This is a genomic window from Sphingomonas immobilis (genome assembly GCF_030580995.1).
In the GTDB taxonomy this organism is placed as follows: Bacteria; Pseudomonadota; Alphaproteobacteria; order Sphingomonadales; family Sphingomonadaceae; genus Sphingomonas; species Sphingomonas immobilis.
The window spans coordinates 222,691-242,811 of record NZ_JAUQSZ010000005.1 but is presented as its reverse complement, the minus strand read 5'-3'; the positions used below and the strand labels follow the sequence as shown (position 1 = coordinate 242,811).

The 20,121-nt window shown below is 66.8% G+C and carries 25 protein-coding genes; 16 read left to right on the top strand and 9 right to left on the bottom strand.

Annotated elements, in window-relative coordinates:
• Positions 1-29 precede the first annotated feature (29 nt).
• Positions 30-752 carry a GcrA family cell cycle regulator gene (locus tag Q5H94_RS09600; protein WP_304561037.1) on the bottom strand — a complete coding sequence of 241 codons (723 nt, stop codon included), beginning with the start codon at positions 750-752 and terminating at the stop codon, positions 30-32.
• A gap of 64 nt (positions 753-816) precedes the next feature.
• Here Q5H94_RS09600 and Q5H94_RS09595 point away from each other — a divergent pair, with 64 nt between their 5' ends.
• From Q5H94_RS09595 to Q5H94_RS09570, 6 genes are all read left to right on the top strand, one after another.
• Complete coding sequence (locus Q5H94_RS09595) at positions 817-1,671, top strand: ABC transporter permease (protein ID WP_304561036.1); 855 nt, start codon at positions 817-819, stop codon at positions 1,669-1,671.
• A 3-nt stretch (positions 1,672-1,674) separates the two neighbouring features.
• Positions 1,675-1,980 (top strand): hypothetical protein, encoded by a 306-nt coding sequence (locus tag Q5H94_RS09590; protein WP_304561035.1) that lies wholly within the window; start codon positions 1,675-1,677, stop codon positions 1,978-1,980.
• Positions 1,981-2,099: 119 nt separating this feature from the next.
• Complete coding sequence (locus Q5H94_RS09585) at positions 2,100-3,290, top strand: aspartate aminotransferase family protein (RefSeq protein WP_304561034.1); 1,191 nt, start codon at positions 2,100-2,102, stop codon at positions 3,288-3,290.
• 162 nt (positions 3,291-3,452) lie between these two features.
• Positions 3,453-4,370: an ornithine carbamoyltransferase gene (gene argF / locus Q5H94_RS09580; protein ID WP_304561033.1), complete on the top strand. Its 918-nt coding sequence runs from the start codon at positions 3,453-3,455 to the stop codon at positions 4,368-4,370.
• 134 nt (positions 4,371-4,504) lie between these two features.
• Positions 4,505-5,428: an Hsp33 family molecular chaperone HslO gene (gene hslO, locus Q5H94_RS09575; RefSeq protein ID WP_304561032.1), complete on the top strand. Its 924-nt coding sequence runs from the start codon at positions 4,505-4,507 to the stop codon at positions 5,426-5,428.
• Between the two features lie 85 nt (positions 5,429-5,513).
• Positions 5,514-5,942 (top strand): DUF3617 domain-containing protein, encoded by a 429-nt coding sequence (locus Q5H94_RS09570; RefSeq protein WP_304561031.1) that lies wholly within the window; start codon positions 5,514-5,516, stop codon positions 5,940-5,942.
• 138 nt (positions 5,943-6,080) lie between these two features.
• Here the strand turns inward: Q5H94_RS09570 and Q5H94_RS09565 are convergent, their stop codons facing one another.
• Positions 6,081-6,938 carry a dienelactone hydrolase family protein gene (locus Q5H94_RS09565; protein WP_304561030.1) on the bottom strand — a complete coding sequence of 286 codons (858 nt, stop codon included), beginning with the start codon at positions 6,936-6,938 and terminating at the stop codon, positions 6,081-6,083.
• A gap of 132 nt (positions 6,939-7,070) precedes the next feature.
• Here Q5H94_RS09565 and queC point away from each other — a divergent pair, with 132 nt between their 5' ends.
• Together queC and queE are read left to right on the top strand one after the other, a co-directional pair.
• Positions 7,071-7,754, top strand: a complete 684-nt coding sequence (gene queC, locus Q5H94_RS09560; protein ID WP_304561029.1) for a 7-cyano-7-deazaguanine synthase QueC — start codon at positions 7,071-7,073, stop codon at positions 7,752-7,754.
• Positions 7,754-8,386: a 7-carboxy-7-deazaguanine synthase gene (queE, locus tag Q5H94_RS09555; RefSeq protein WP_304561028.1), complete on the top strand. Its 633-nt coding sequence runs from the start codon at positions 7,754-7,756 to the stop codon at positions 8,384-8,386. The genes queC and queE overlap by 1 nt, the downstream gene beginning before the upstream one ends.
• Positions 8,387-8,392: 6 nt before the next feature.
• On the opposite strand, the gene Q5H94_RS09550 is transcribed toward queE, so the two are convergent.
• The 3 genes from Q5H94_RS09550 to lipB all read right to left on the bottom strand — a co-directional run bounded on the left by Q5H94_RS09550 (position 8,393) and on the right by lipB (position 10,231).
• The gene (locus tag Q5H94_RS09550) at positions 8,393-9,037 is read right to left on the bottom strand and encodes a hypothetical protein (RefSeq protein ID WP_304561073.1); all 645 of its coding nucleotides are present in this window, start codon (positions 9,035-9,037) and stop codon (positions 8,393-8,395) included.
• Between the two features lie 205 nt (positions 9,038-9,242).
• Positions 9,243-9,467: a hypothetical protein gene (locus Q5H94_RS09545; RefSeq protein WP_304561027.1), complete on the bottom strand. Its 225-nt coding sequence runs from the start codon at positions 9,465-9,467 to the stop codon at positions 9,243-9,245.
• Between the two features lie 107 nt (positions 9,468-9,574).
• The gene (lipB, locus tag Q5H94_RS09540) at positions 9,575-10,231 is read right to left on the bottom strand and encodes a lipoyl(octanoyl) transferase LipB (RefSeq protein ID WP_431312152.1); all 657 of its coding nucleotides are present in this window, start codon (positions 10,229-10,231) and stop codon (positions 9,575-9,577) included.
• Positions 10,232-10,325: 94 nt separating this feature from the next.
• On the opposite strand from lipB, the gene Q5H94_RS09535 reads away from it, so the two are divergent.
• Together Q5H94_RS09535 and Q5H94_RS09530 are read left to right on the top strand one after the other, a co-directional pair.
• On the top strand, positions 10,326-11,084 hold the full coding sequence (locus tag Q5H94_RS09535) for a hypothetical protein (protein WP_304561025.1): 759 nt from the start codon (positions 10,326-10,328) through the stop codon (positions 11,082-11,084).
• Complete coding sequence (locus Q5H94_RS09530; protein ID WP_304561024.1) at positions 11,081-11,833, top strand: hypothetical protein; 753 nt, start codon at positions 11,081-11,083, stop codon at positions 11,831-11,833. Before Q5H94_RS09535 ends, Q5H94_RS09530 begins: the two co-directional genes overlap by 4 nt.
• On the opposite strand, the gene Q5H94_RS09525 is transcribed toward Q5H94_RS09530, so the two are convergent.
• The 3 genes from Q5H94_RS09525 to Q5H94_RS09515 all read right to left on the bottom strand — a co-directional run bounded on the left by Q5H94_RS09525 (position 11,803) and on the right by Q5H94_RS09515 (position 13,743).
• Positions 11,803-12,339: a GNAT family N-acetyltransferase gene (locus Q5H94_RS09525; protein WP_304561072.1), complete on the bottom strand. Its 537-nt coding sequence runs from the start codon at positions 12,337-12,339 to the stop codon at positions 11,803-11,805. The two genes, Q5H94_RS09530 and Q5H94_RS09525, sit on opposite strands and share 31 nt — an antisense overlap.
• A 61-nt stretch (positions 12,340-12,400) precedes the next feature.
• On the bottom strand, positions 12,401-13,243 hold the full coding sequence (gene hemF, locus Q5H94_RS09520) for an oxygen-dependent coproporphyrinogen oxidase (protein ID WP_304561023.1): 843 nt from the start codon (positions 13,241-13,243) through the stop codon (positions 12,401-12,403).
• Positions 13,244-13,293: 50 nt separating this feature from the next.
• Positions 13,294-13,743, bottom strand: coding sequence for a tRNA (cytidine(34)-2'-O)-methyltransferase (locus Q5H94_RS09515; protein WP_304561022.1), 450 nt, complete (start codon positions 13,741-13,743; stop codon positions 13,294-13,296).
• Positions 13,744-13,929: 186 nt separating this feature from the next.
• Here Q5H94_RS09515 and petA point away from each other — a divergent pair, with 186 nt between their 5' ends.
• The 6 genes from petA (at position 13,930) to Q5H94_RS09485 (ending at position 18,848) form a co-directional block, all read left to right on the top strand.
• Positions 13,930-14,514: a ubiquinol-cytochrome c reductase iron-sulfur subunit gene (gene petA / locus Q5H94_RS09510; RefSeq protein ID WP_304561021.1), complete on the top strand. Its 585-nt coding sequence runs from the start codon at positions 13,930-13,932 to the stop codon at positions 14,512-14,514.
• 11 nt (positions 14,515-14,525) lie between these two features.
• Complete coding sequence (locus Q5H94_RS09505) at positions 14,526-15,800, top strand: cytochrome b (RefSeq protein WP_304561020.1); 1,275 nt, start codon at positions 14,526-14,528, stop codon at positions 15,798-15,800.
• 14 nt (positions 15,801-15,814) lie between these two features.
• Entirely contained in the window at positions 15,815-16,666 is an 852-nt protein-coding gene (locus tag Q5H94_RS09500; RefSeq protein WP_304561019.1) for a cytochrome c1, read from the top strand.
• A 104-nt stretch (positions 16,667-16,770) separates the two neighbouring features.
• Complete coding sequence (locus Q5H94_RS09495; protein ID WP_304561018.1) at positions 16,771-17,307, top strand: adenine phosphoribosyltransferase; 537 nt, start codon at positions 16,771-16,773, stop codon at positions 17,305-17,307.
• A gap of 196 nt (positions 17,308-17,503) precedes the next feature.
• Positions 17,504-18,028: a hypothetical protein gene (locus Q5H94_RS09490; protein ID WP_304561017.1), complete on the top strand. Its 525-nt coding sequence runs from the start codon at positions 17,504-17,506 to the stop codon at positions 18,026-18,028.
• 445 nt (positions 18,029-18,473) lie between these two features.
• Positions 18,474-18,848, top strand: a complete 375-nt coding sequence (locus Q5H94_RS09485) for a hypothetical protein (RefSeq protein WP_304561016.1) — start codon at positions 18,474-18,476, stop codon at positions 18,846-18,848.
• 3 nt (positions 18,849-18,851) lie between these two features.
• Here Q5H94_RS09485 and Q5H94_RS09480 read toward each other — a convergent pair whose 3' ends face one another.
• Positions 18,852-20,090: an alkaline phosphatase family protein gene (locus Q5H94_RS09480; RefSeq protein WP_304561015.1), complete on the bottom strand. Its 1,239-nt coding sequence runs from the start codon at positions 20,088-20,090 to the stop codon at positions 18,852-18,854.
• Positions 20,091-20,121 lie beyond the last annotated feature (31 nt).

Sequence of the window (20,121 nt, the reverse complement as noted above, 5' to 3'; positions counted from 1 at the left end):
CCCGGCACATCGTGCCGGGCCCTATCGTGTTAACGGACGCGCGGGCCGCCGAACGGCAGCGGCGGCGGTGGGCGGCGGTCACGGCGGGGAAGCTGCGCCTGATAGGCGTGGCCGCAATGATCGACGCAATAGGGGAAGCCCGGATTCACCGGCCTGCCGCAGAAATGGAAGTCGGGCTCACCGGGATGGCCGAGCGGCCATTTGCAGATCTTGTCGCTGAGATCGAGCAGCGTCGTCTTGCCCGCCATGTCGGCGCTCGGCTTGGCGGGGACGAGGCGGCGCGGCGGGGCAGGCGTGCTGGGCGCTTGCTGCTCGCCGGGCGCCTGACGCAGGAAGCCGCCGGGCCCGATCGAGCGCAGGATCGGCTGCGGCTTCGGCGCCGGAACGACCCCACCTTCATCTGCGCCGTCATCCTCTTCGATCTCGTCCTCGATATCCTCGGGCTCGTCCTCGACCACGGGTGCCGCGACCTTGGGCGGCGCGGGCGGAGCCGCCTCGACTTTCGGGGCGGGCGGGGGCGGGGGAGCCGCGGCGGCGGGCTTGGGCTCGACGGCCACCGGGACCGGCTTCGCCTTGGCCTCGGCATCGTTGGGCTTCACCGGCGACGGGCGCGACTGCAGGCCGAGGCGATGCGCCTTGCCGATCACGGCGTTGCGGCTGACCTGCCCCAGCGCTTCCGCGATCTGGCTGGCGGTCTGGCCGTCTTCCCACATTTTCCGAAGCGTTTCGATCCGTTCGTCCGTCCAGGCCATTCAATCGTTCTTTCTCAGCGTGCCGGGTTGCGGGCGACGGCCGCAGCGCTTAACCGATCGCGCCATGAGCAGCCAGCCCCCATCCGGTGAAATCCAGTCGGCGGTGCGCAGCGCCCCGGGCGTTCCCGTCATCAAGGACGTCAACTGGGGCGGATTGCAGACGCTCTATATCAAGGAGGTGCGGCGTTTCTTCAAGGTCCACCTGCAGACGATCTGGGCACCCGCCATCACGACGCTGCTTTTCCTGGTGGTCTTTACGGTCGCGACCGGGGCGAAGCGCCCGGTTCTGGTCGGCGGGGTCGAGGTGCCGTTCGCGCTGTTCATCGCGCCGGGGCTGATCATCAGCCAGGGCATGATGGGCCCGGCCTTCGCCAATGCCAGCTTCTCGCTGCTCGCGGGCAAGCTGCAGGGCACGATCGTCGATTATCTGATGCCACCGCTGTCGACGATGGAATTGCTGATCGGCCTGCTCGGCGGCGCGATGACGCGGGCGTTCATCGTCGGGCTGGTCTGCTGGCTGGCGATGCTGGTCTATCTCGGCACCGGCGTGATCCCGTCGCACCCCTGGGCGGTGCTGTGGTTCGGGCTGCTCGGCACGCTGTTCCTGTCGCTGCTCGGCGTGCTGACGTCCATTTGGGCGAACAAGTTCGATCAGGCGGCGGCGGTGACGAACTTCGTCGTCGTGCCGCTGTCGCTGCTGTCGGGCACCTTCTATTCGGTCGACAAGCTCGCCCCCGCCTTCCGCGCATTCAGCCACGCGAACCCGTTCTTCTACCTGATCTCGGGCTTCCGCTACGGCTTCCTCGGCACCGCCGACTCGCCGGTGCTGATCGGCAGCATCGTCGTGCTGGCGGTCGATGTGGTGCTGTTCGTGGCGTGCTACGTCTTGCTGGCGCGCGGGTGGCGGCTGAAGAGTTAGATCATGACGGCTTCGCTGTTCATGTTCCTTGCGAAAGGAGTCGCGACCAATAACGCAAAATTTCGTGAAGGGGCGAGACATGCTCTCATGCTTTTCGGAAGCGGTTCGAATACCGTTGCTGCTCGCTCCGCCGCGATTTCGGGCGCAGAAGGCAAGGGATGGCGCTTTGTCGAGGTGAGCAGGGAGAAGGTACTGGATTCCGGTCCGTCTGCGATTGCCGATCCCACCCTGCGAACAGCCGCTGAAGATGCGGTACGGGAGGGACATGCGATAGTGGTCTATGCGGATGAGTTGCCGCTAGACGGCTAGCAGATCGCGTCGCGCGCTCGGCCTCGCACACGGTGTTGACCCCACCCCCGCATCCCAAGTAAATGCCTCCTCCGGCGGCCCAGCACGGGCCGCTTTTTTCGTTTCAGGAGTCCTCCGCGATGCCGATCACCCCGCTCATGCCCGTGTACCCGCGCTGCGGCGTGCGCCCGGTGCGAGGGGAGGGCTGCTACCTGATCGGCGAGCGCGGCGAGCGCTATCTCGATTTCGCGGCGGGCATCGCGGTCAACGCGCTCGGCCACGGCCACCCGAAGCTGGTCAAGGCGATCGCCGATCAGGCGGCGACGCTGATGCACGTCTCCAACCTCTACGGCAGCCCGCAGGGCGAGCATTTCGCGCAGCGGCTGGTCGACGCGAGCTTCGCCGACACGGTGTTCTTCACCAATTCGGGCGTCGAGGCGGTGGAATGCGCGATCAAGACCGCACGCCGCTATCACTATGCCAGCGGCAATCCGCAGCGGCATGATCTCATCACCTTCAACCAGGCGTTCCACGGCCGCTCGCTCGGCACGATCTCGGCGACCAATCAGGCCAAGATGCGCGACGGGTTCGAGCCTTTGCTGCCGGGCTTCAAATACGCGCCCTACAACGATCTCGACGCGGCGCTCGCGCTGATCGACGATCACACCGCCGGCTTCCTGCTGGAGACGGTGCAGGGCGAGGGCGGCGTGACGGCGGGCAGCGAGGCCTTCATCCAGGGCCTGCGCAAGGCGTGCGACGAACACGGCCTGCTGCTGGTGCTAGACGAAGTGCAATGCGGCTACGGCCGCACCGGCAAGATGTGGGCCTACGAGCATTACGGCATCGAGCCGGACATCATGGCGGTGGCGAAGGGCATCGGCGGCGGCTTCCCGCTCGGCGCGTGCCTCGCGACCGAGGAAGCCGCCAAGGGCATGGTGATCGGCACGCACGGCTCGACCTATGGCGGCAACCCGCTGGCGATGGCGGCGGGCGAGGCGGTGCTCGACGTGATCCTCGGCGACGGCTTCCTCGAAGGCGTCACCAAGACCGGCGAGCGCCTGCGCGGCGCGCTCGAGCAGATGATCCCCAATCACGACATGTTCGTGGAAACGCGGGGCAAGGGCCTGATGCTCGGTATCAAGCTGGCGGACAGCGCCGATGCGCGCGCGTTCGTCGGGCATCTGCGCGACAATCACGGCCTGCTGACGGTCTCGGCGGGCGAGAACGTCGTGCGCATCCTGCCGCCACTGGTGATCGAGGAAAGCCACATCACCGAATTCGTCCAGAAGATGAGCGAAGGCGCGCGGAGCTTCGCGCCTGTGCCGGCGTGATGGCGGCTTCTTCATTCCTCCCCGGTACGGGGAGGGGGACCGCCCGCTTCTTCAGCGGGTGGTGGACGGGGACGCCACAAGCGATCCCGTCCGTGGCTCCCCCCTCCACCATTTGCCGGAAGAGGCAAATGGTCCCCCTCCCCCTGCGGGGGAGGAATTAGGATGCGCCACTTCCTCGACCTTTCCGACGCAGGCCCGGACGGTATCGCCGCGATGCTGGCCGACGCTCTAGACCGCAAGGCCGCCCGCCAGGGCTGGCCGAAGGGCAAGGCCGATGCCGACGCCCCGCTCGCCGGCCACACCCTCGCGATGGTGTTCGAGAAGAACTCGACCCGCACGCGCGTCAGCTTCGACATGGCGATCCGCCAGCTCGGCGGCACCTCGATCGTGCTCGACGGCGGCACCACCCAGCTCGGCCGCGGTGAGACCGTCGCCGACACGGCGCGCATCATCTCGGGCTATTGCGACGCGATCATGCTGCGCACCGACGATCACGCGAAGCTGGAGGAGATGGCGCATTACGCGACCGTGCCCGTCATCAACGGCCTCACCGACAATTCGCATCCGTGCCAGATCATGGCCGATCTGCTGACCATCCTCGAAAGCGGGAAGGCGCTGCCCGGCCTCAAGGTCGCGTGGCTCGGCGACGGCAACAACGTCCTCGCCTCAATCATCGAGGCGGCCGGGCTGATGCAGTTCGATGTCGTCGCCGCCTGCCCGCAGGGGTTCATGCCGTCCGAGAGCGACGTCATGCGGGGCCAGGGTCGCGCGCGCATCGTCGGCACCCCGCAGGAGGCGGTGGATGGCGCCGACGTCGTCGTCACCGATACCTGGATCTCGATGGGCCAGGCCCATGCCGAGACCAAGCTCGCCGCGATGATGCCCTTCCAGGTGACGGAGGCGCTGATGGCGCGCGCCAAGGCCGATGCCAAGTTCCTCCACTGCCTCCCCGCCCACCGCGGCGAGGAGGTCGAGGCGGCGGTGATCGACGGGCCCCAGTCGCTGATCTGGCCCGAGGCGGAGAACCGCCTGCACGCGCAGAAATCGGTGCTGCGCTGGTGCTTCGGGCAGATCGGTTGATCGGGGAGGCTTCGGCTCCCAAATAAGGTGCCAAGCCAAAATCCGTCATCCCAGCGAAAGCTGGGATCTCGCGGTGAATGGCGCGCCCTCGCCGCAAGAGGCCCCAGCTTTCGCTGGGGTGACGAAAGACTTCGATGAACGACCCCATCCGCACCCCCGACCTCGATCTCGCCCTCGGCTTCACCATCCCGGAGCGCCATGCGCGCGGGCGCATGGTGCGGCTCGGGCCGGTGCTCGACCGTATTCTGACCGCGCACGATTATCCGCCGCCGATCGAGGCGCTGCTGGCGGAGGCGCTGACGCTGACCGCGCTGATCGGCTCCACGCTCAAGGACGGCACCAAAGACACCGGCGGCCAGCTCACGCTGCAGGCGCAGACCGAAAGCGGCATCGTCAGCCTGCTGGTGTGCGACTATCGCGGCGGCGAGCTGCGCGGCTATGTGCAGTTCGACGCCGACCGCCTCGCCGATGCGCCGAGCGACCCCAGCCTGTTCGCGCTGTTCGGCACCGGCTATCTCGCCATCACCTTCGATCAGGCGGCGACGGGCGAGCGCTATCAGGGCATCGTCCCGCTCGACGGCGATTCGCTGGCCGAGGTCGCTGCGCAATATTTCGTGCAGTCGGAACAGATCCCGACGCTGATCCGCCTCGGCGCGAACCCGCACAACCCGCGCATCACCGGCGGCCTCTTCCTCCAGCATCTGCCCGAGGGCGAGGAGGGGCGCGAGCGCCTGCACGTCCGCGACGATCATGCCGAGTGGGAGCATGTCGCCGTGCTGGGCGGGACGATGGGCGCGGACGAGCTCGCCGATGAGAGCCTGCCGTTGGAGACCCTGGTGTGGCGGCTGTTCAACGAAGAATCCGAAGTCCGCATCCTGCCGGCACAGTCGATCGTGCGCGGCTGCCGCTGCTCCCCCGACTATATCGCCTCGGTCCTCGCCAAATTCCCGATCGAGGACCAGCGTGAAATGGCCGACGACTCGGGCATGATTACGGTCGATTGCGCCTTTTGTGCGCAGAAGTTTCCTGTACCAATCGGAGAACGTTCGCTTTCGTGAATCCTGTTGAAACTCCCTCATCGACCTTCCACATTGTCGGTGGGGGATTCGCGGGGTTTGCCCGCGAGTTTGGGGATTGAGCGGAATGCGTAGGTTTCCGGTTGTCAGAACGTGCCTCGGCGCGTCGGTGCTGATTGGCGCGCTCACGGCGGCGGCTCCGGCCTCGGCGCCGCTGGTCGCGCTGTCGCGGATCGAGCCCGGCCTGTATCAGCTCAAGGAGGTCGGTTCGTCGGCCCCGCCGAAATCCTTGTGCATCGCCAATGCGGCGGTGCTGATCCAGCTCGAACATCCCGACGCCAACTGCTCGCGCTTCGTCATCGACGATACGCCCGACAGCGCCACGGTGCATTACACGTGCCCCGGCAGCGGCCACGGCCGCACCGTCGTGAAAATCGCGACGCCGCGCTCGTTCGATCTGGAAACGCAGGGCATCGTCAACCGCGCGCCCTTCGACATCGACATGCAGGGCCGCCGCGTCGGCGACTGCGACCCGCGCAAGGCGGCGCTGCGCTGAATATTTCGGCCTGCCGTTAAGTCTTTCGTCAGTCCGCTGCGTTTAGGGATGCGAAGTATGCTTTCGAGCATGCTTTTTCCCTAGGCCCGTATGGGCACGACTTTCATGGCCGCCCAGAAACGGGCGGCCTTTTTTTGTTCAGAGCTTCGCGTACAGCGCCAACAGCCGCGCCCACGCGCGGTCGCCCTCGGCCTTGTCGTAGACGGGCGCGTCGGGGACGGTCCAGCTATGGTCGCCCTTGTAGACCTCGATCTCGGCGGGACGCCCCGCCGCCGCTGCCGTCGCCTTCAGCACATCCTTCGCGTCGGGCTGCTTGGCATCGTCGTCCTTTGCGATCGCGATCAGGAAGCTGGCCTTGGTCTTGGCGATCGACAGATGCGGACTCTCGGGCTTGTCGTTGACGAGGCCGCCGCCGTGGAAGGTCGCCACCGCCTTGATCCGCTCCGGCACGGTCGCCGCCGCGCGGATCGCGAAGGCGCCGCTGAAGCAATAGCCCTGCGCGCCGATCCCGCGCTTGGTATCGACGGAGGGCTGCGCGTCGAGAAAGGCGACGAAGGCGGCGGCATCCTTGGCGATATCCGCAGGCGTGAGCGAGCCCATCAACGGCGTGATCTTCTGGCGGCCCTCCGGCGTCCTGAAGGCCGAGAAATCGAGCCCGACCGCCCCGCGCAGCAGCCGGTAATAGGGGTTCACGATCAGCACCGAATAGCCGTCGCCGGCCAGCCGCCGCGCCATCGCCTTGTTGGCATCGCGCAGGCCGAGCGCATCGGGCCACATGATGACACCGGGGTGCTTGCCCTTGGCGGGATGGACGAAGAAGGCGTCGCATTTTCCGTCAGGCGTCGTCACGTCGACCATGTTCTCGCTCAGCGAACCGGCGGCGAGCGCGGGCGTCGCATAGGCGGCGATCGCGGCGGCGGTGCCGGCGGTCGCGAACTGGCGCCGCGTCAGGCTGCCGGTGGTCTCGTCAGCGGTGCCGGTGAATTCGTCGCACATCAGGCTTCTCCATTCGATCGTTCGCCGCAGTGTCGCCGCAGCCATGACGCTTGCCAACCGCAAAAAGCCGCTGCGGCGTTTCCGTCGCCTCCATTGCGCCGCCCGCACCGGCACCCTACACTCGCTCGCATCATGACAGACGGCAGCACGTATGCGGTCGCCCTTCTTTCGGGCGGCCTCGATTCCATGGTCGCGGCGGCACGCGCGCGGGAGGACGGGCACAAGCTGCTCGCGCTCTCGGTCGACTATAACCAGCGCCACCAGCTCGAACTCGCCGCCGCGCGCCGCATCGCCAGCATGTTGAAGGCGGAGCGGCACATCGTCCTGCCGCTCGATCTCTCGGGTTTCGGCGGCTCCGCGCTGACCGCCGATATCGACGTGCCGAAGGGCGGCGTGGGGGAGGGCATCCCCGTCACCTACGTGCCCGCGCGCAATACGATCTTCCTCAGCCTCGCGCTCGGCTGGGCGGAAGCCGCGGGCGCGCGTGACCTCTATATCGGCGTCAACGCGCTCGATTATTCAGGCTATCCCGATTGCCGCCCGGAATTCATCGAAGGCTTCGTGAAGCTCGCCGAGCTCGCCACCAAGGCGGGCGTCGAGGGCGAGGGGTTCCGCGTCCAGGCACCGCTGCAGTTCATGACCAAGGCCGACATCGTCCGCGAGGCGGACCGGCTCGGGCTCGACGCCGGGCTGAGCTGGTCGTGCTACGATCCCGCGCCGGGCGGCCTGCATTGCGGGCTGTGCGACAGCTGCCGCCTGCGCAAGAAGGGCTTCGAGGAAGCGGCGCTGCCCGATCCGACCGCCTACGCCGTCTGATGTCTTACGCCGTGAAAGAGATGTTCCTCACGCTACAGGGCGAGGGGGTCAACGCCGGTCGTCGCGCGGTGTTCGTGCGCTTCGCCGGCTGCAACCTGTGGTCGGGCCGCGAGCAGGACCGCGAGGCCGCGATCTGCCGCTTCTGCGACACCGATTTCGTCGGCACGGACGGCGCGGGCGGCGGTAAGTTCGCCGACGCGGACGCGCTGGTCGCGGCGGTGTCCGGCTTCTGGGGTGAGGGGGCGGAGGCGCGCTTCGTCGTGCTGACCGGCGGGGAACCGATGCTGCAGGTCGACGACGCGCTGGTCGACGCCCTCCACGCGAGCGGTTTCCGCATCGCCATCGAGACCAACGGCACCTTGCCCGTCCATCCCGGCATCGACTGGGTCTGCGTCAGCCCCAAGGCGGGAAGCGACGTCGTCCAGCGCACCGGCGACGAGCTCAAGCTGGTCTGGCCGCAGGCGGGGAGCGATCTCGACACGCTGGAGGCGTGGGACTTCGCCCATTTCCTGATCCAGCCGATGGACAGCGCCACGGCGGACGCCAATCAGGCCGCCGCCATCGACGTCGCGATGACCCGCCCGAAATGGCGCCTCAGCCTCCAGACTCACAAATATCTGGGGATGCGCTGAGCAGGCTCAGTTGCTGGCGAGTGGGCCGTAGAAAGCGCCGCATTTCTTGGCGAGCCAGCCGCGCCGGTCCCAGCAACGCGGATCGAGGTTCGGCACGTACGCGACGGAGGCCATGCGCGGGCGCCCCGGAAAACGCTCCTCGCTCCAGTAGACGAGGCTGTTGTTGAGCGTGCGGAACTGGTCGAGCGCGATGTCGACGAAGGTGCCGCGCGGCGCATAAGCCGCCCGCTCGGCGATCTTGCTCGCCGTCTGGCAGAAACCGCGCTGCGCGTTGACAGCGGTATAGCTGGAGTAGGTCCGCGTCCCGAAGCGGTCGAGCGCGTCCTGCCCGATCCTGGGCGTCTTGCTGACGCGGACGAAATATTTGCCGAGCACGGCATAGTTCTTCTTGAACTCGGCCTCGTGGTTGAACAGCACGGCATTGTAATTCTGCACCGACATCAGCGTCGGTTCGAACTGGCATTGCAGAGCCGCCACGTTGAGCGCCGACCGCACGCGCCACACCAGCGCCGCACGCACCTCGTCGGCGGTCGCCTTGGGGAACGCGGTGCTGAATTCGCCCTCGGTCCCCGTCACCGCCGGGCCCGTCATGTCGTGCGACTTGAAAAAGAACTGCGCGGAGGCGGGCTGCGCCAGCGCGAGGAGCGTCATCAAAGGCGACGCGGCTAAGATACGCAAGATACTCATTATTTGTCTCGTCCCCAACTCCTTGGCGCTGATTACGGCGTTTTTGCGCGCAGCCCAAGGCTTTTTCGCCGAAGCGAGTCCGGCTCGGGTTCGGGCCAGAATCAAAAGGCCGGAATCAAAAGGGCCGCCCGGCGCACCGGACGGCCCTCTCTGTCATCCTTGCGGATGATTACATCGCGTTCGACGTCTCGTTCGACATCATCGCGCCGTCGTTGCTCATCGTGCTGTCGACGGCGGTCATGTTGTCCGACATCGTGTCGGTGCTCTCGGTCGAGTTCAGATCGGTGACCGTGGTGTTGTCGACGGTCTCGGTCTTGCCACCGCAAGCCGAAAGCGAAACGGCGGCGACGGCGATCAGCGAACCGGCTGCGACCTTGGTAATGAATGCACGCATTGAATAGCTCCCTAGATAGTCGATCCGGGCTGGCCGTTCCGGCCTTTAATACCCAAACCAAGGTAGGCATTAGACGGAACCGCTTGTTCTCTCAAGCGGGTTTTGCCTCAGGCGGCGGCCGTCAATCGCTCCAGAAAAGCCGGGAACGTGGCCGAAAGCGCCGCGTCGAACGTGGCGAACTCGCTTGGCTTGCCGAGTGCGGCAGCGCTCGTCACCGCGAAGTCGGGCAGGCCGCACGGCACGATCCCGCCGAAATGCGCAAGGTCCGGGGAGAGATTGATCGCGAAGCCGTGCATCGTCACCCAGCGCCGCACGCGCACGCCGATCGCGCCGATCTTGGCCTCCTGCCCATCGGCGAGCCGCGTCCAGATCCCGACCCGGCCCGGCGCGCGGAACGCCGCGATGCCGATCTCGCCGAGCGCCGCGATCAGCCACCCCTCCAGGCTGCAGATGAAGTGACGGATGTCATGCCCGCGCGCATCGAGATCGAGCACGAGATAGCCGATCCGCTGTCCCGGCCCGTGATAGGTGAAGCGCCCGCCGCGCCCGGTCTTGACCACCGGAAAGCGCGGATCGAGCAGTTCGGCCGGATCGGCGCTGGTGCCGCCGGTATAGACGGGCGGGTGTTCGAGCAGCCAGACAAGTTCCCCCGCATCGCCCGCTGTCACGGCGGCGGCGCGCGCCTCCATCTCGGCGATGGCGCTTTCATAGTCGGTAAGGCCCGGCGTCACGCGCCATTCGATCGTCTCGCTCACCCGCGGCAATTGGGCGCGGGCGTTCGGCAAATCAAGCTGCGCGTCACTGGCAACGCCGGCGTGCTTGCGCTAACGCGGCCGGGACTGGAGACCGAAGCAGGCGATGGTGAATCTGGGATCGGTCTGGGATCGTACGACCGGCTTTCTGAAAACCGACTATGCGAACGTCCTGCCGATCGCGGCGGGCGGCATCTTCGTGCCGCTGGCGGCGCTCGGTATATTGCTGACGTCGATGAGCGGACAGGACACGCCGGGCGACTGGATGATGGGGCTGGGCGCGCTCGCGCTCGCATTGGTCACGGTCGGCGGCAATCTCGCGGTCACGGCGCTGGCGATCGATCCGGCGGCGGGGGCGGGCGGCGCGATCCGCACCACCGCCGCGCGCCTGCCGGTGGCGCTCGCGGTCGCGGCGTTGGGGTTCGTTGCGCTGTTCGGCCCGCTGGTCCTGCTCGCCTGGGCGTTCCTGAACACGATGCGCGATGACAACGGCGCGGCAGCGACGGCGGTGGTCGGCTATTGCCTGCTCGTATGCCCGCTCGCGCTGCTGATTGCGGCGCGGCTGCTGCTGTTCACCCCTGCGCTGGTCGCTGAGCGGGCCGGTTTCGGCGCGCTCCTCCGCTCGCTGCGGTTGACGCAGGGCATGACGTGGAAGCTGGTTGGGCTCCTCCTGCTCTACCTGATCGTCACGCAGGTGGCGGCGATGCTGGTGCGCGCGGTGATCGTCCCGCTCGGCATCACCGCGCTTGCGACGATCCTTGTCGCGCTGGTGCAGACGGGCTTCAGCGTGTTCGCGACCGCCTTCACCGCGCGGTTGTTCCTTGCGGTGCGCGATATGCGCGAGATGATTGTCGAATTGTCATGAAAATCAACATCAACACCGCACTCGCCGATGCCTGGTCGATGTGGAGCGCCGATCGCGATCTGCTGCTGCGCATCGTCGGCCCGCTGATCTTTCTCCCGCAATTCGCGGCGCTGCTGCTGGTGCCGGCGATGCAGATCGACGCGAGCTCGGACGAAGCGGCGGCGCGTGATGCCTTCGTCACATGGTTCTCTGCGAACGGGCCCTGGCTGGCGGCGGTACAGGTGATCGCGCTCTACGGCACTCTGGTGCTGCAGATGGCCTATCTCAGCGGCGACCGACCGACGCTCGGCAAGGCGCTGGCGGATTCGCTCCGGCTCCTGCCGCGCTTCTTCCTCGTCGCGATTCTGGTGTCGGCACCGGCGATGGCGATCGCCATCCCGGTGATCGGGCTCGCGATGGTGCTGCCCGCGCTCTACCTGTTCGGCCGCTGGCTGCTCGCCACGCCGGAGCTGGTGGCGGAGCGGCCGGTCGGCGCGATCGAGGCGATCCGGCGCTCGTTCGAAATGACGCGCGGCAACGGCCTGCTGATGATGGCGATCACCGGCATCATGATCCTCGCCGGGCAATTCGCCAGCGCGCCGTTCCTCGCGCTCGGCACGATCCTCGGCGGCGCGCCCGATGCAAACCCGGTGGTGAAGGCTGTGCTCGATGCGCTGGCGGCGGCCTCGGCGACGGCGGCGCTGCTGGCGGCGATCCTCGTGCGGATCGCGCTCTACTATCAGTTGCGCGGGATCAAGAGGGGCACCTGAGGCGCGGCCTCGCGCGGCAGCACGCCGTGCAGGCGCGGATCGGCGAATGTCTCGACCGCGCGGCCGATGGGCGTGAAGCCGTGCCGCCGGTAGAAGCCGAGCGCGGAAGGGTGATCGAGCGAGCAGGTGTGAACCCACACCCGCGTAATGCCCGCCGCCCAGGCGCGGGTGAGCGCCTCCGCCATCAGCCAGCGCCCGTTGCCCTTGCCCTCGAAACCGGGGGCGAGCCCGAAATAGCTCAGCTCGCACGCGCCCGAATGGCGGAAATCGAGTTCGAGCATCCCGGCATCCTCGCCCGCCGCATCGATCACCGCGAACACCTGTACCTGCGGATCGTGGACGATCGCCAGCAATGTGGCCTCGTCGAGCACCAGCCGGGAGAACCACAGCCACGGCTCGCCGACGCGCCGGAACAGCGCGCGGTACGCCTCCGCGTCGGGCCGCTCGCGGCGCACCAGCCGCAGCGGCGAATCGGGGATCGGCGGCAGGGCAGGGCGCTCCCGCATCTCCAGCGTGGTCACGATCGCCGCGACCTCGCCGGGGGCGACCAACGTCAGGCCCCCCACATCAAGCCCACGTCGCCACGGGCGGCAGGCTCATCAGGATCGCGTCGATATTGCCGCCGGTCTTGAGCCCGAACGCCGTGCCGCGATCGTAGACGAGGTTGAACTCGGCATAGCGACCGCGCCATTCGCGCTGCACGGCCACGTCCTCGGGCGCGAAGGCGTCGTGCATCCGCCGCCGCACGATCTTCGGATAGACACTTAGGAACGCCCGCCCAACATCCTGCGTGAACGCGAAATTCTGTGCGAAATCGCCCTCCAGGTGATCGTAGAAAATCCCGCCGACGCCGCGATGCACTTTCCGGTGCGGGATGTAGAAATAATCGTCCGCCCACGCCTTGAAGCGCGGGTAGTGCGCCGAATCGTGCGCGTCGCACGCCGCCCGCATCTCCGCATGGAAATCCTCCGTATCCGCCGCGACCGGCAACGGCGGATTGAGATCGGCGCCGCCGCCGAACCAGCGCTTCGTCGTCGTCAGGAAGCGCGTGTTCATGTGAACGGCGGGCACGTGCGGATTGGCCATGTGCGCGACGAGGCTGATGCCGGTCGCGCAGAAATGCGGATCCTCGGCCGCGCCGTTGATGGTCTTGCCGAACTCGCTGTCGAGCACGCCGCCCACGGTCGAGACGTTGACGCCGACCTTCTCGAACACCTTGCCCTTCATCGTGCCGCGTAACCCCCCGCCGCCATGCTCGCCGGACGGATCGGCGCGGTCCCAGGGCGTGTATTCGAAACGCGCGTCCGATCCTGCTTCGGCCTCGATCGCCTCGAACTCGGCGCAGATCAGGTCGCGAAGCTGTTCGAACCAGGCGCGGGCGGCGGCTTGTTGATCGTCGAGCGGTTGCATGGCTGCGCTTTGCCCATGCCGGCGCGCGGAGTCGAGTGGGACGGATTGTCCTACTCCGGCCACCCGCCCGTCTGGCGCAGCGCCTCGCCCAGCGCGATTCCCGCCGCCACCGCGAGATTGAGCGATCGCATTCCGGTGCGCAGCGGAATCCGCACCCGCAGATCGGCCGCGTCGTGTACGGCCTGCGGTACGCCGCTGCCCTCCGATCCGAACAGCAGCACGTCGCCGCTCTCGAACGTCGCCGCATCGAGCCGCACGCCGCCGCGCGTCGTCAGCAGCACCAGCCGCCCCGGCACGTCGGCGCGGAACGCATGCCAGTCGGCATGGCGGCGCACCTCCGCCGCCTCGCCATAGTCCATCGCGGAGCGCGCCAGCGCCTTGTCGCTCCACGGAAAACCCATCGGTTCGATCAGATCGACGGCCACGCCGACGCACGCCGCCAGCCGCAGGATGGTGCCGACGTTGCCTGCGATTTCGGGCTGATGAAGGGCGATACGCACCGCAGTGCAATAACAGGGCTAAAATGCAGTTGGCAAAGGCGCGGTTGCACGTCTATCAGGCCCGCAACCCTCCGTGGGGACGGAAAGGGGCCGGGGCTGGCGGGGCGATCTCGCGAACGTCATCCTCAGTGAAGAACATGGTGTCGCTCCCCCTTTGGGCAAGGGGCGAACTGCAAGGGCTTGTGAATGGCAAACGTTGATACCGCCGTGCCACCCGGGGAAGACCCGGCACCGTTTCATGAGGCGGTGTCCGATCCCCGCCGCCGCGATTTCATCAATATCGCCGCGGTCGCATGGGCCGGCGTCGGTGGCGCCGTCATCGTGCTGCCGCTCGTCAACCAGATGAGCCCGTCGGCCGACGTGCTCGCGCAGTCGACGACCGAGCTCGATCTGTCGAAGATCGCGCCGGGCCAGGCGATCAAGACGACCTTCCGCAAGCAGCCGCTGTTCGTGCGCAACCTGACGCAGAAGGAAATGGACGAGGCCGACCTGGTCGACGTCGGCACGCTGCGTGACCCGCAGACGCTGGAGCAGCGGACCAAGGCGGGCCACAAGAACTGGCTGATCACGCTCGGCGTCTGCACGCATCTCGGCTGTATCCCGCTCGGCGCCGCCGAGGGTGAGAATCGCGGCCAGTACGGCGGCTATTTCTGCCCGTGCCACGGCTCGCAGTACGATACCGCAGCCCGCATCCGCAAAGGCCCGGCGCCCAAGAACCTGGAAGTGCCGCCTTACAACTTCACGTCGGACACGACGGTCACCGTCGGCTGAGGATCGATTAAATGAGCTTTCCCTGGGCCAAGCATTACGAGCCGAAATACGCACTGACGAAGTGGGTGGACGAGCGCCTGCCGCTCCCGCGCTTCGTCTATAGCGCCGTCGGCGGCGGCTATCCGGTGCCGCGCAACCTGAATTACTTCTGGAACTTTGGCGTCCTCGCCGGCGCGGCGCTCGCCTGCCAGATCGTCACCGGCATCGTGCTCGCCATGCACTTCGCGGCGAACGGCGCGATCGCGTTCGATTCGGTCGAGCACATCATGCGCGACGTCAACGCCGGCTGGTTCCTGCGCTACGCCCATGCGAACGGCGCATCGATGTTCTTCATCGTCGTCTACACCCACATCGCCCGCGGTCTCTATTACGGATCGTACAAGGCCCCGCGCGAGATGGTGTGGCTGCTCGGCGTCGTCATCTTCCTGCTGATGATGGCGACCGCGTTCATGGGCTACGTGCTTCCGTGGGGCCAGATGAGCTTCTGGGGCGCGCAGGTCATCACCGGCTTCTTCTCGGCGATCCCGATCGTCGGCGAGACGATCCGCGTGTGGCTGCTCGGCGGCTTCGCGCCGGACGATGCGGCGCTCAACCGCTTCTTCTCGCTCCACTATCTGCTGCCGTTCGTGATCGCGGCCGTCATCGTGCTGCACATCTGGGCATTGCACATCCCCGGCTCGTCGAACCCGACCGGCGTGGAAGTGAAGGGCGAGCAGGATACGGTGCCGTTCCACCCGTATTACACCGCCAAGGACGGCCTCGGCGTCGCCGTGTTCTTCCTGGTGTTCGCGGCGCTGATCTTCTTCGCGCCGAACTATCTCGGCCACCCGGATAACTACATTCCGGCCAACCCGCTCTCGACGCCCGCGCACATCGTGCCCGAATGGTATTTCCTGCCCTTCTACGCGATCCTGAAGTCCTTCACCGTCGACTTCATCCTGCCGGCGAAGCTGTGGGGCGTGCTGGCGATGTTCGGCTCGATCCTGCTGATGTTCTTCCTGCCGTGGCTCGACAGCTCGCCGGTGCGCAGCGCCAAATACCGTCCGACCTACCGGATCTTCTTCTGGATCCTGATCCTCGACGTGTTCGCACTCGGGTATGTCGGCGGCGCAGAGCCGATCGCGCGCAACGTCATCATCGGGCAGATCGCGGCGGCCTATTACTTCGCACACTTCCTGATCATCGTGCCGATGGTGTCGCGCATGGAGCGCCCGCGCCCGCTGCCGAATTCGATCACCGAAGCGGTGCTGGCCAAGCATGGCGCTCATCCGGTTCCGGCCGAATAAGGGGCAATACGAGAATGATTCGCTGGATTTCCGCTCTTGTCGGCCTCGCTTTCGTGTTCGTCGTGTCGCTCGGGCTGTTCAGCAGCATCGTGGGCGTCATCACCGATCCCGCCCCGCCGACCGCCGAGCATTTCGTGCATGAGGAGCATCCGCTGCTCGATGCCGGCCTTCCGTCGTCGGGCCTGCTCGGCAAGTTCGATCTGCGCCAGGTGCAGCGCGGCTTCCAGGTCTACAAGGAAGTCTGCGCGGCCTGCCACTCGCTGCGCCACGTCGCCTTCCGCGATCTGAAGGAAATCGGCTATGACGAGGGTCAGGTAAAGGCGATCGCCGCCGCCTGGGTCGTCGAACAGCCCAGCGTCAACCCGGAAACGGGCGAGCCCGCGACGCGCAAGAACACGCCTGCGGATCACTTCCCGCTGGTCTATGCCAACGATGTTGCCGCGCGCGCCGCCAACAACAACGCCGTGCCGCCCGATCTCTCGCTGATGACCAAGGCGCGTCACGACGGCCCCGACTACATCTATTCGCTGGTCGGCCACGGCTACGTGCCGCAGCCCAAGGAACTGCTCGCCAAGTTCCCGGATGCGGCGACGCCCAAGGGCCTGCACTACAACCAGTATTTCGCGAACCTCAACATCGCCATGCCGCCGCCGCTGACGTCGGCCGGTCAGGTCGAATATCTCGACGGCACCAAGCCGACGGTCGACCAGATGGCGAAGGACGTGGCCGCGTTCCTGACGTGGACCGCCGAACCCAATCTCGATGCACGCCACGGCGCGGGCCTCGCGGTGCTCGGCTTCCTGCTGATCTTCTGCTTCCTCGCCTGGGGCGCGTATCAGAACGTCTGGCGCGACCTGAAGCACTGAGATGTACCGTCGCCCCGGCGGAGGCCGGGGCCGCTATGATATGGGACTGGCCGGTTGCCCCGCGCCCAGCGGCCCCGGCCTCCGCCGGGGCGACGGAGTTGGCAATGGCCGATAACGACGACCTCAAGGCCCTCATCCGCACGATCCCGGACTTTCCCAAGCCCGGCATCCAGTTCCGCGACATCACCACGCTGCTGCTCGACGCGGCGGGTTTCCAGACCACGATCGCGCGGATGGCGGTGGCGACGCGCGGGCCGGTCGATCTGGTTGCGGGCATCGAGGCACGCGGCTTCCTCTTCGCCGCAGCGCTCGCCGCGCCGCTGAACGCCGGCGTGCTGCTGATCCGCAAGGACGGCAAGCTGCCCGGCGTGACGATCGCCGAGGATTATGCGCTCGAATACGGCACCGACCGCATTACCATGCATGAAGACGCCCTCGTCCCCGGCCAGCGCGTGCTGCTGGTCGACGACCTCATCGCCACCGGCGGCACCGCCCGCGCGGCGGTCCGCCTGCTGCGCAAGGCCGGCGCGGTGCTGGAACAGGCGCAGTTCCTCGTCGACCTCCCCGACCTCGGCGGCGCGGACGCGCTGCGCGGCGAGGGGATCGCGGTGGATGCGTTGCTGAGTTTCGAGGGGCACTGACGGGCGCAGGCGAGCGCCCCGCGAGCCGGTGCGCGGCAAGCCGCGCAGCGCCCGGCACGGCCGGCGGGTCGGGGCGAAGCCCCGAACCCGTCCGACGACGCGGCTTCGCCGCGGCGTGTTCGCTACCGCCCAAACTCCTTGTGTACCGAATGTCTGCTAAGCGACCCATAGCGGACATTCAGCGGGGGGTATGCTGATGGCTGCTGCCGCCCCAGTTGCGGATATTACGTTCGGCTGGAACAAGGGCGCAATGGCGACCGACACGACAGACTTCGACTACGCTTCGGCAGCGGTTCCGCCCGGCGCTCTTTTCGTAGCGGCAGACGAACCGCTATTGGTATATCCGTCAGTCGCGGCAGCAGAAAGCCACCTTGAAGCAATAGATGTGCGGAATGGCGTCTACCCAGCAGCGTATGGCCCGAACGGCGAATCCTACCGGATCAAAGCTGACGGCGATCACGTTGTAATCGAACCGACCGGCGAGTCTGATAGGCCAGACGAGTTGAGCGGTTTGCTACTCCGGTATCTGAAAGCGACTGGCAGCACTCCAGATGCGACTACGACATTCAGGGATTTGGTGGCAACGGTGTGGGCCATCGAACGCGAGTTCTGGCAAGAGCATGACCCTTACGGCGATCGCTTCGGCACGCGCATATCGCTTTGGGGGTGCGTCGGATTTGCGGTGATTCTAGGGCCGGTTCTCTACTTAGTCTTTCGGTAGCTTCATAATGGCCGCTTTCCACCCAACCCGGACATTCCCGCTGTCCTACACCCAACCGATCTGCGATATCGCACCATCGCTCTTTGAACTGTCGGACCCGCCGCTCGCCATTCTCGCGAAAACCCTTCTCGCGCCCGCGCCGCGCGGCCGTCGGAAAGGGGCAACAGGCGCAGACGTAGCGTAAACTTTGTAAACTTCCGCGCACACCCGTCCAACACGGGGGCGCCGAACACCCCCCGATCAGTGTGACCTTAGTGTGACTTTCCGCACCGGATCTGTCCAAAATCGGAAACGATCGACCCGGACAGTTTCCATTCAGGTGTCAATCGTGACAACCAGGTGTTACCTTCGCCCGGAACCCCAGCCTCGCTTCATCGTTCTCCCTGCACGACGCGCCGTCACGCGAATCCTCCCCCGGCGACGCGCCTTCAGTTGGAGTCGCACCATGTTCGCCAAGAAAATCCTCATCGCCGGCCTCGTCGCGTCGGCGGGCCTCGGCCTCACTGCCTGTGTCGATGACGGCTATGGCGGCGGCTACGGCGTCGGTTATGCCAGCGACAATTGGGATCCCTATTACGGCGGCTTCAGCGCCGATCCGTACTGGGGCTGGCAGGGCGATTATTATTATCCGGGCAGCGGCTATTACGTCTACGGCCGCGACAACAGCCGCCGCCGCTGGAACGGCGATCAGCAGCGCTACTGGCAGGGCCGCTCGCAGAACTGGAACAACGCTCACCGCGAGATCCGCCCGATGTGGAAGGATTACGGCGTGCAGGGCGGCCAGCGCTGGCAGGGCCGTGGCGGCGGCCGCCGTCGCTAGGGTCTAGCGCGCGGCCAGCAGCGGCGCGAGCGTTGCGGCGTTGCCGTCATTCGGCAGCGGCGCGACGCCCACCAGCCGCGCGAGCATCGGGTACAGATCGACATTGTCGAACTTTACCGGGATGCGCGCGTCGCGACGAAACGCCGGGCCGTTGACGAGGAATAGCGCCGTCATCTCCGGGTCGTCGATGTCGTATCCGTGCTCGCCCTTGTTGGTCGGCGCGCCCGGCAGCACGTCGCCGCCGCGAATGCCCTGGCAGATGATCGGCGCGACGCGCGGGCTCCTGCCATAGGCGAAGGCGGCGGGCACGTCGGCCTTGCGCCAGCACGTCATCAGCGGATTGGGCGCGGTCAGCGCCCGCGCGACCGCCTCCTCATGCCCCGGCTTCGGCGCGATCGCGGCAAGCGGGCCGTAGAAGACGAGATCGTAGCTCTCGCTCGGCAGGATCTTCTGCAGCAGCACCGCCTTGTCGGGCTCGACATCGCGCATGCCGTGATCGGAGACGATGACGAAATTGACCGGCTGACCAAGCCCGGAAAGCGTATCGCGCAAGCCCCCGATCAGCGCGTCGATATGCCGCACCGCCGCGATCGTCTCCGGCGCCATCGGGCCCTGCTTGTGCCCGGTCTTGTCGACGTCGTCGAAATAGAGCGTCATGAACTTCGGCCGGAGCGCGGCCGGGCGGCGCATCCAGTCCTCCAGCGTCAGCACGCGCTGCGCGCTGGTGAAATTCGGGTCGAAGCGCGCCCAGTCGCTCGGCCGCACGTTGCCGTGCGCGGCTTCCTCGCCGGGCCAGAACATCGTGCCGCTGCGGATGCCGGCTTTCTCCGCCGTGATCCACAACGGCTCCTCCTGCGCCCACCAGAAGGGATCGAGCGCGCTCAGATCCTTGTTGTAGAATTTCTCGCCCGGCCGCGCGGGATCGCGGAATGTGTTGGCGACGATGCCGTGATGATCGGGGCGGAGGCCCGTCACCAGCGTGGTGTGGTTGGGGAAGGTCAGCGTCGGATAGCTCGGCCGCATCGTCGCCTGTACGCCGCCCGCCGCCAGCGCATCCAGGTTCGGCGTGTTGCCGTGCGCGAGATAATCGGGCCGGAAGGCGTCGATCGAGATCAGGATCGTGACCGGCTGCCGCGCCTCTGTCACGGCAGAGGGCGTAAGGGGCGCGACGGCGGGCGGCGTCGCGCAGGCCTGAAGAAAGGCGCACGCCGCCGCGACCGCGAATTTGCTGAACCACCGCATGGACGCGCCCTTCACCACTTTCATGTCAGCA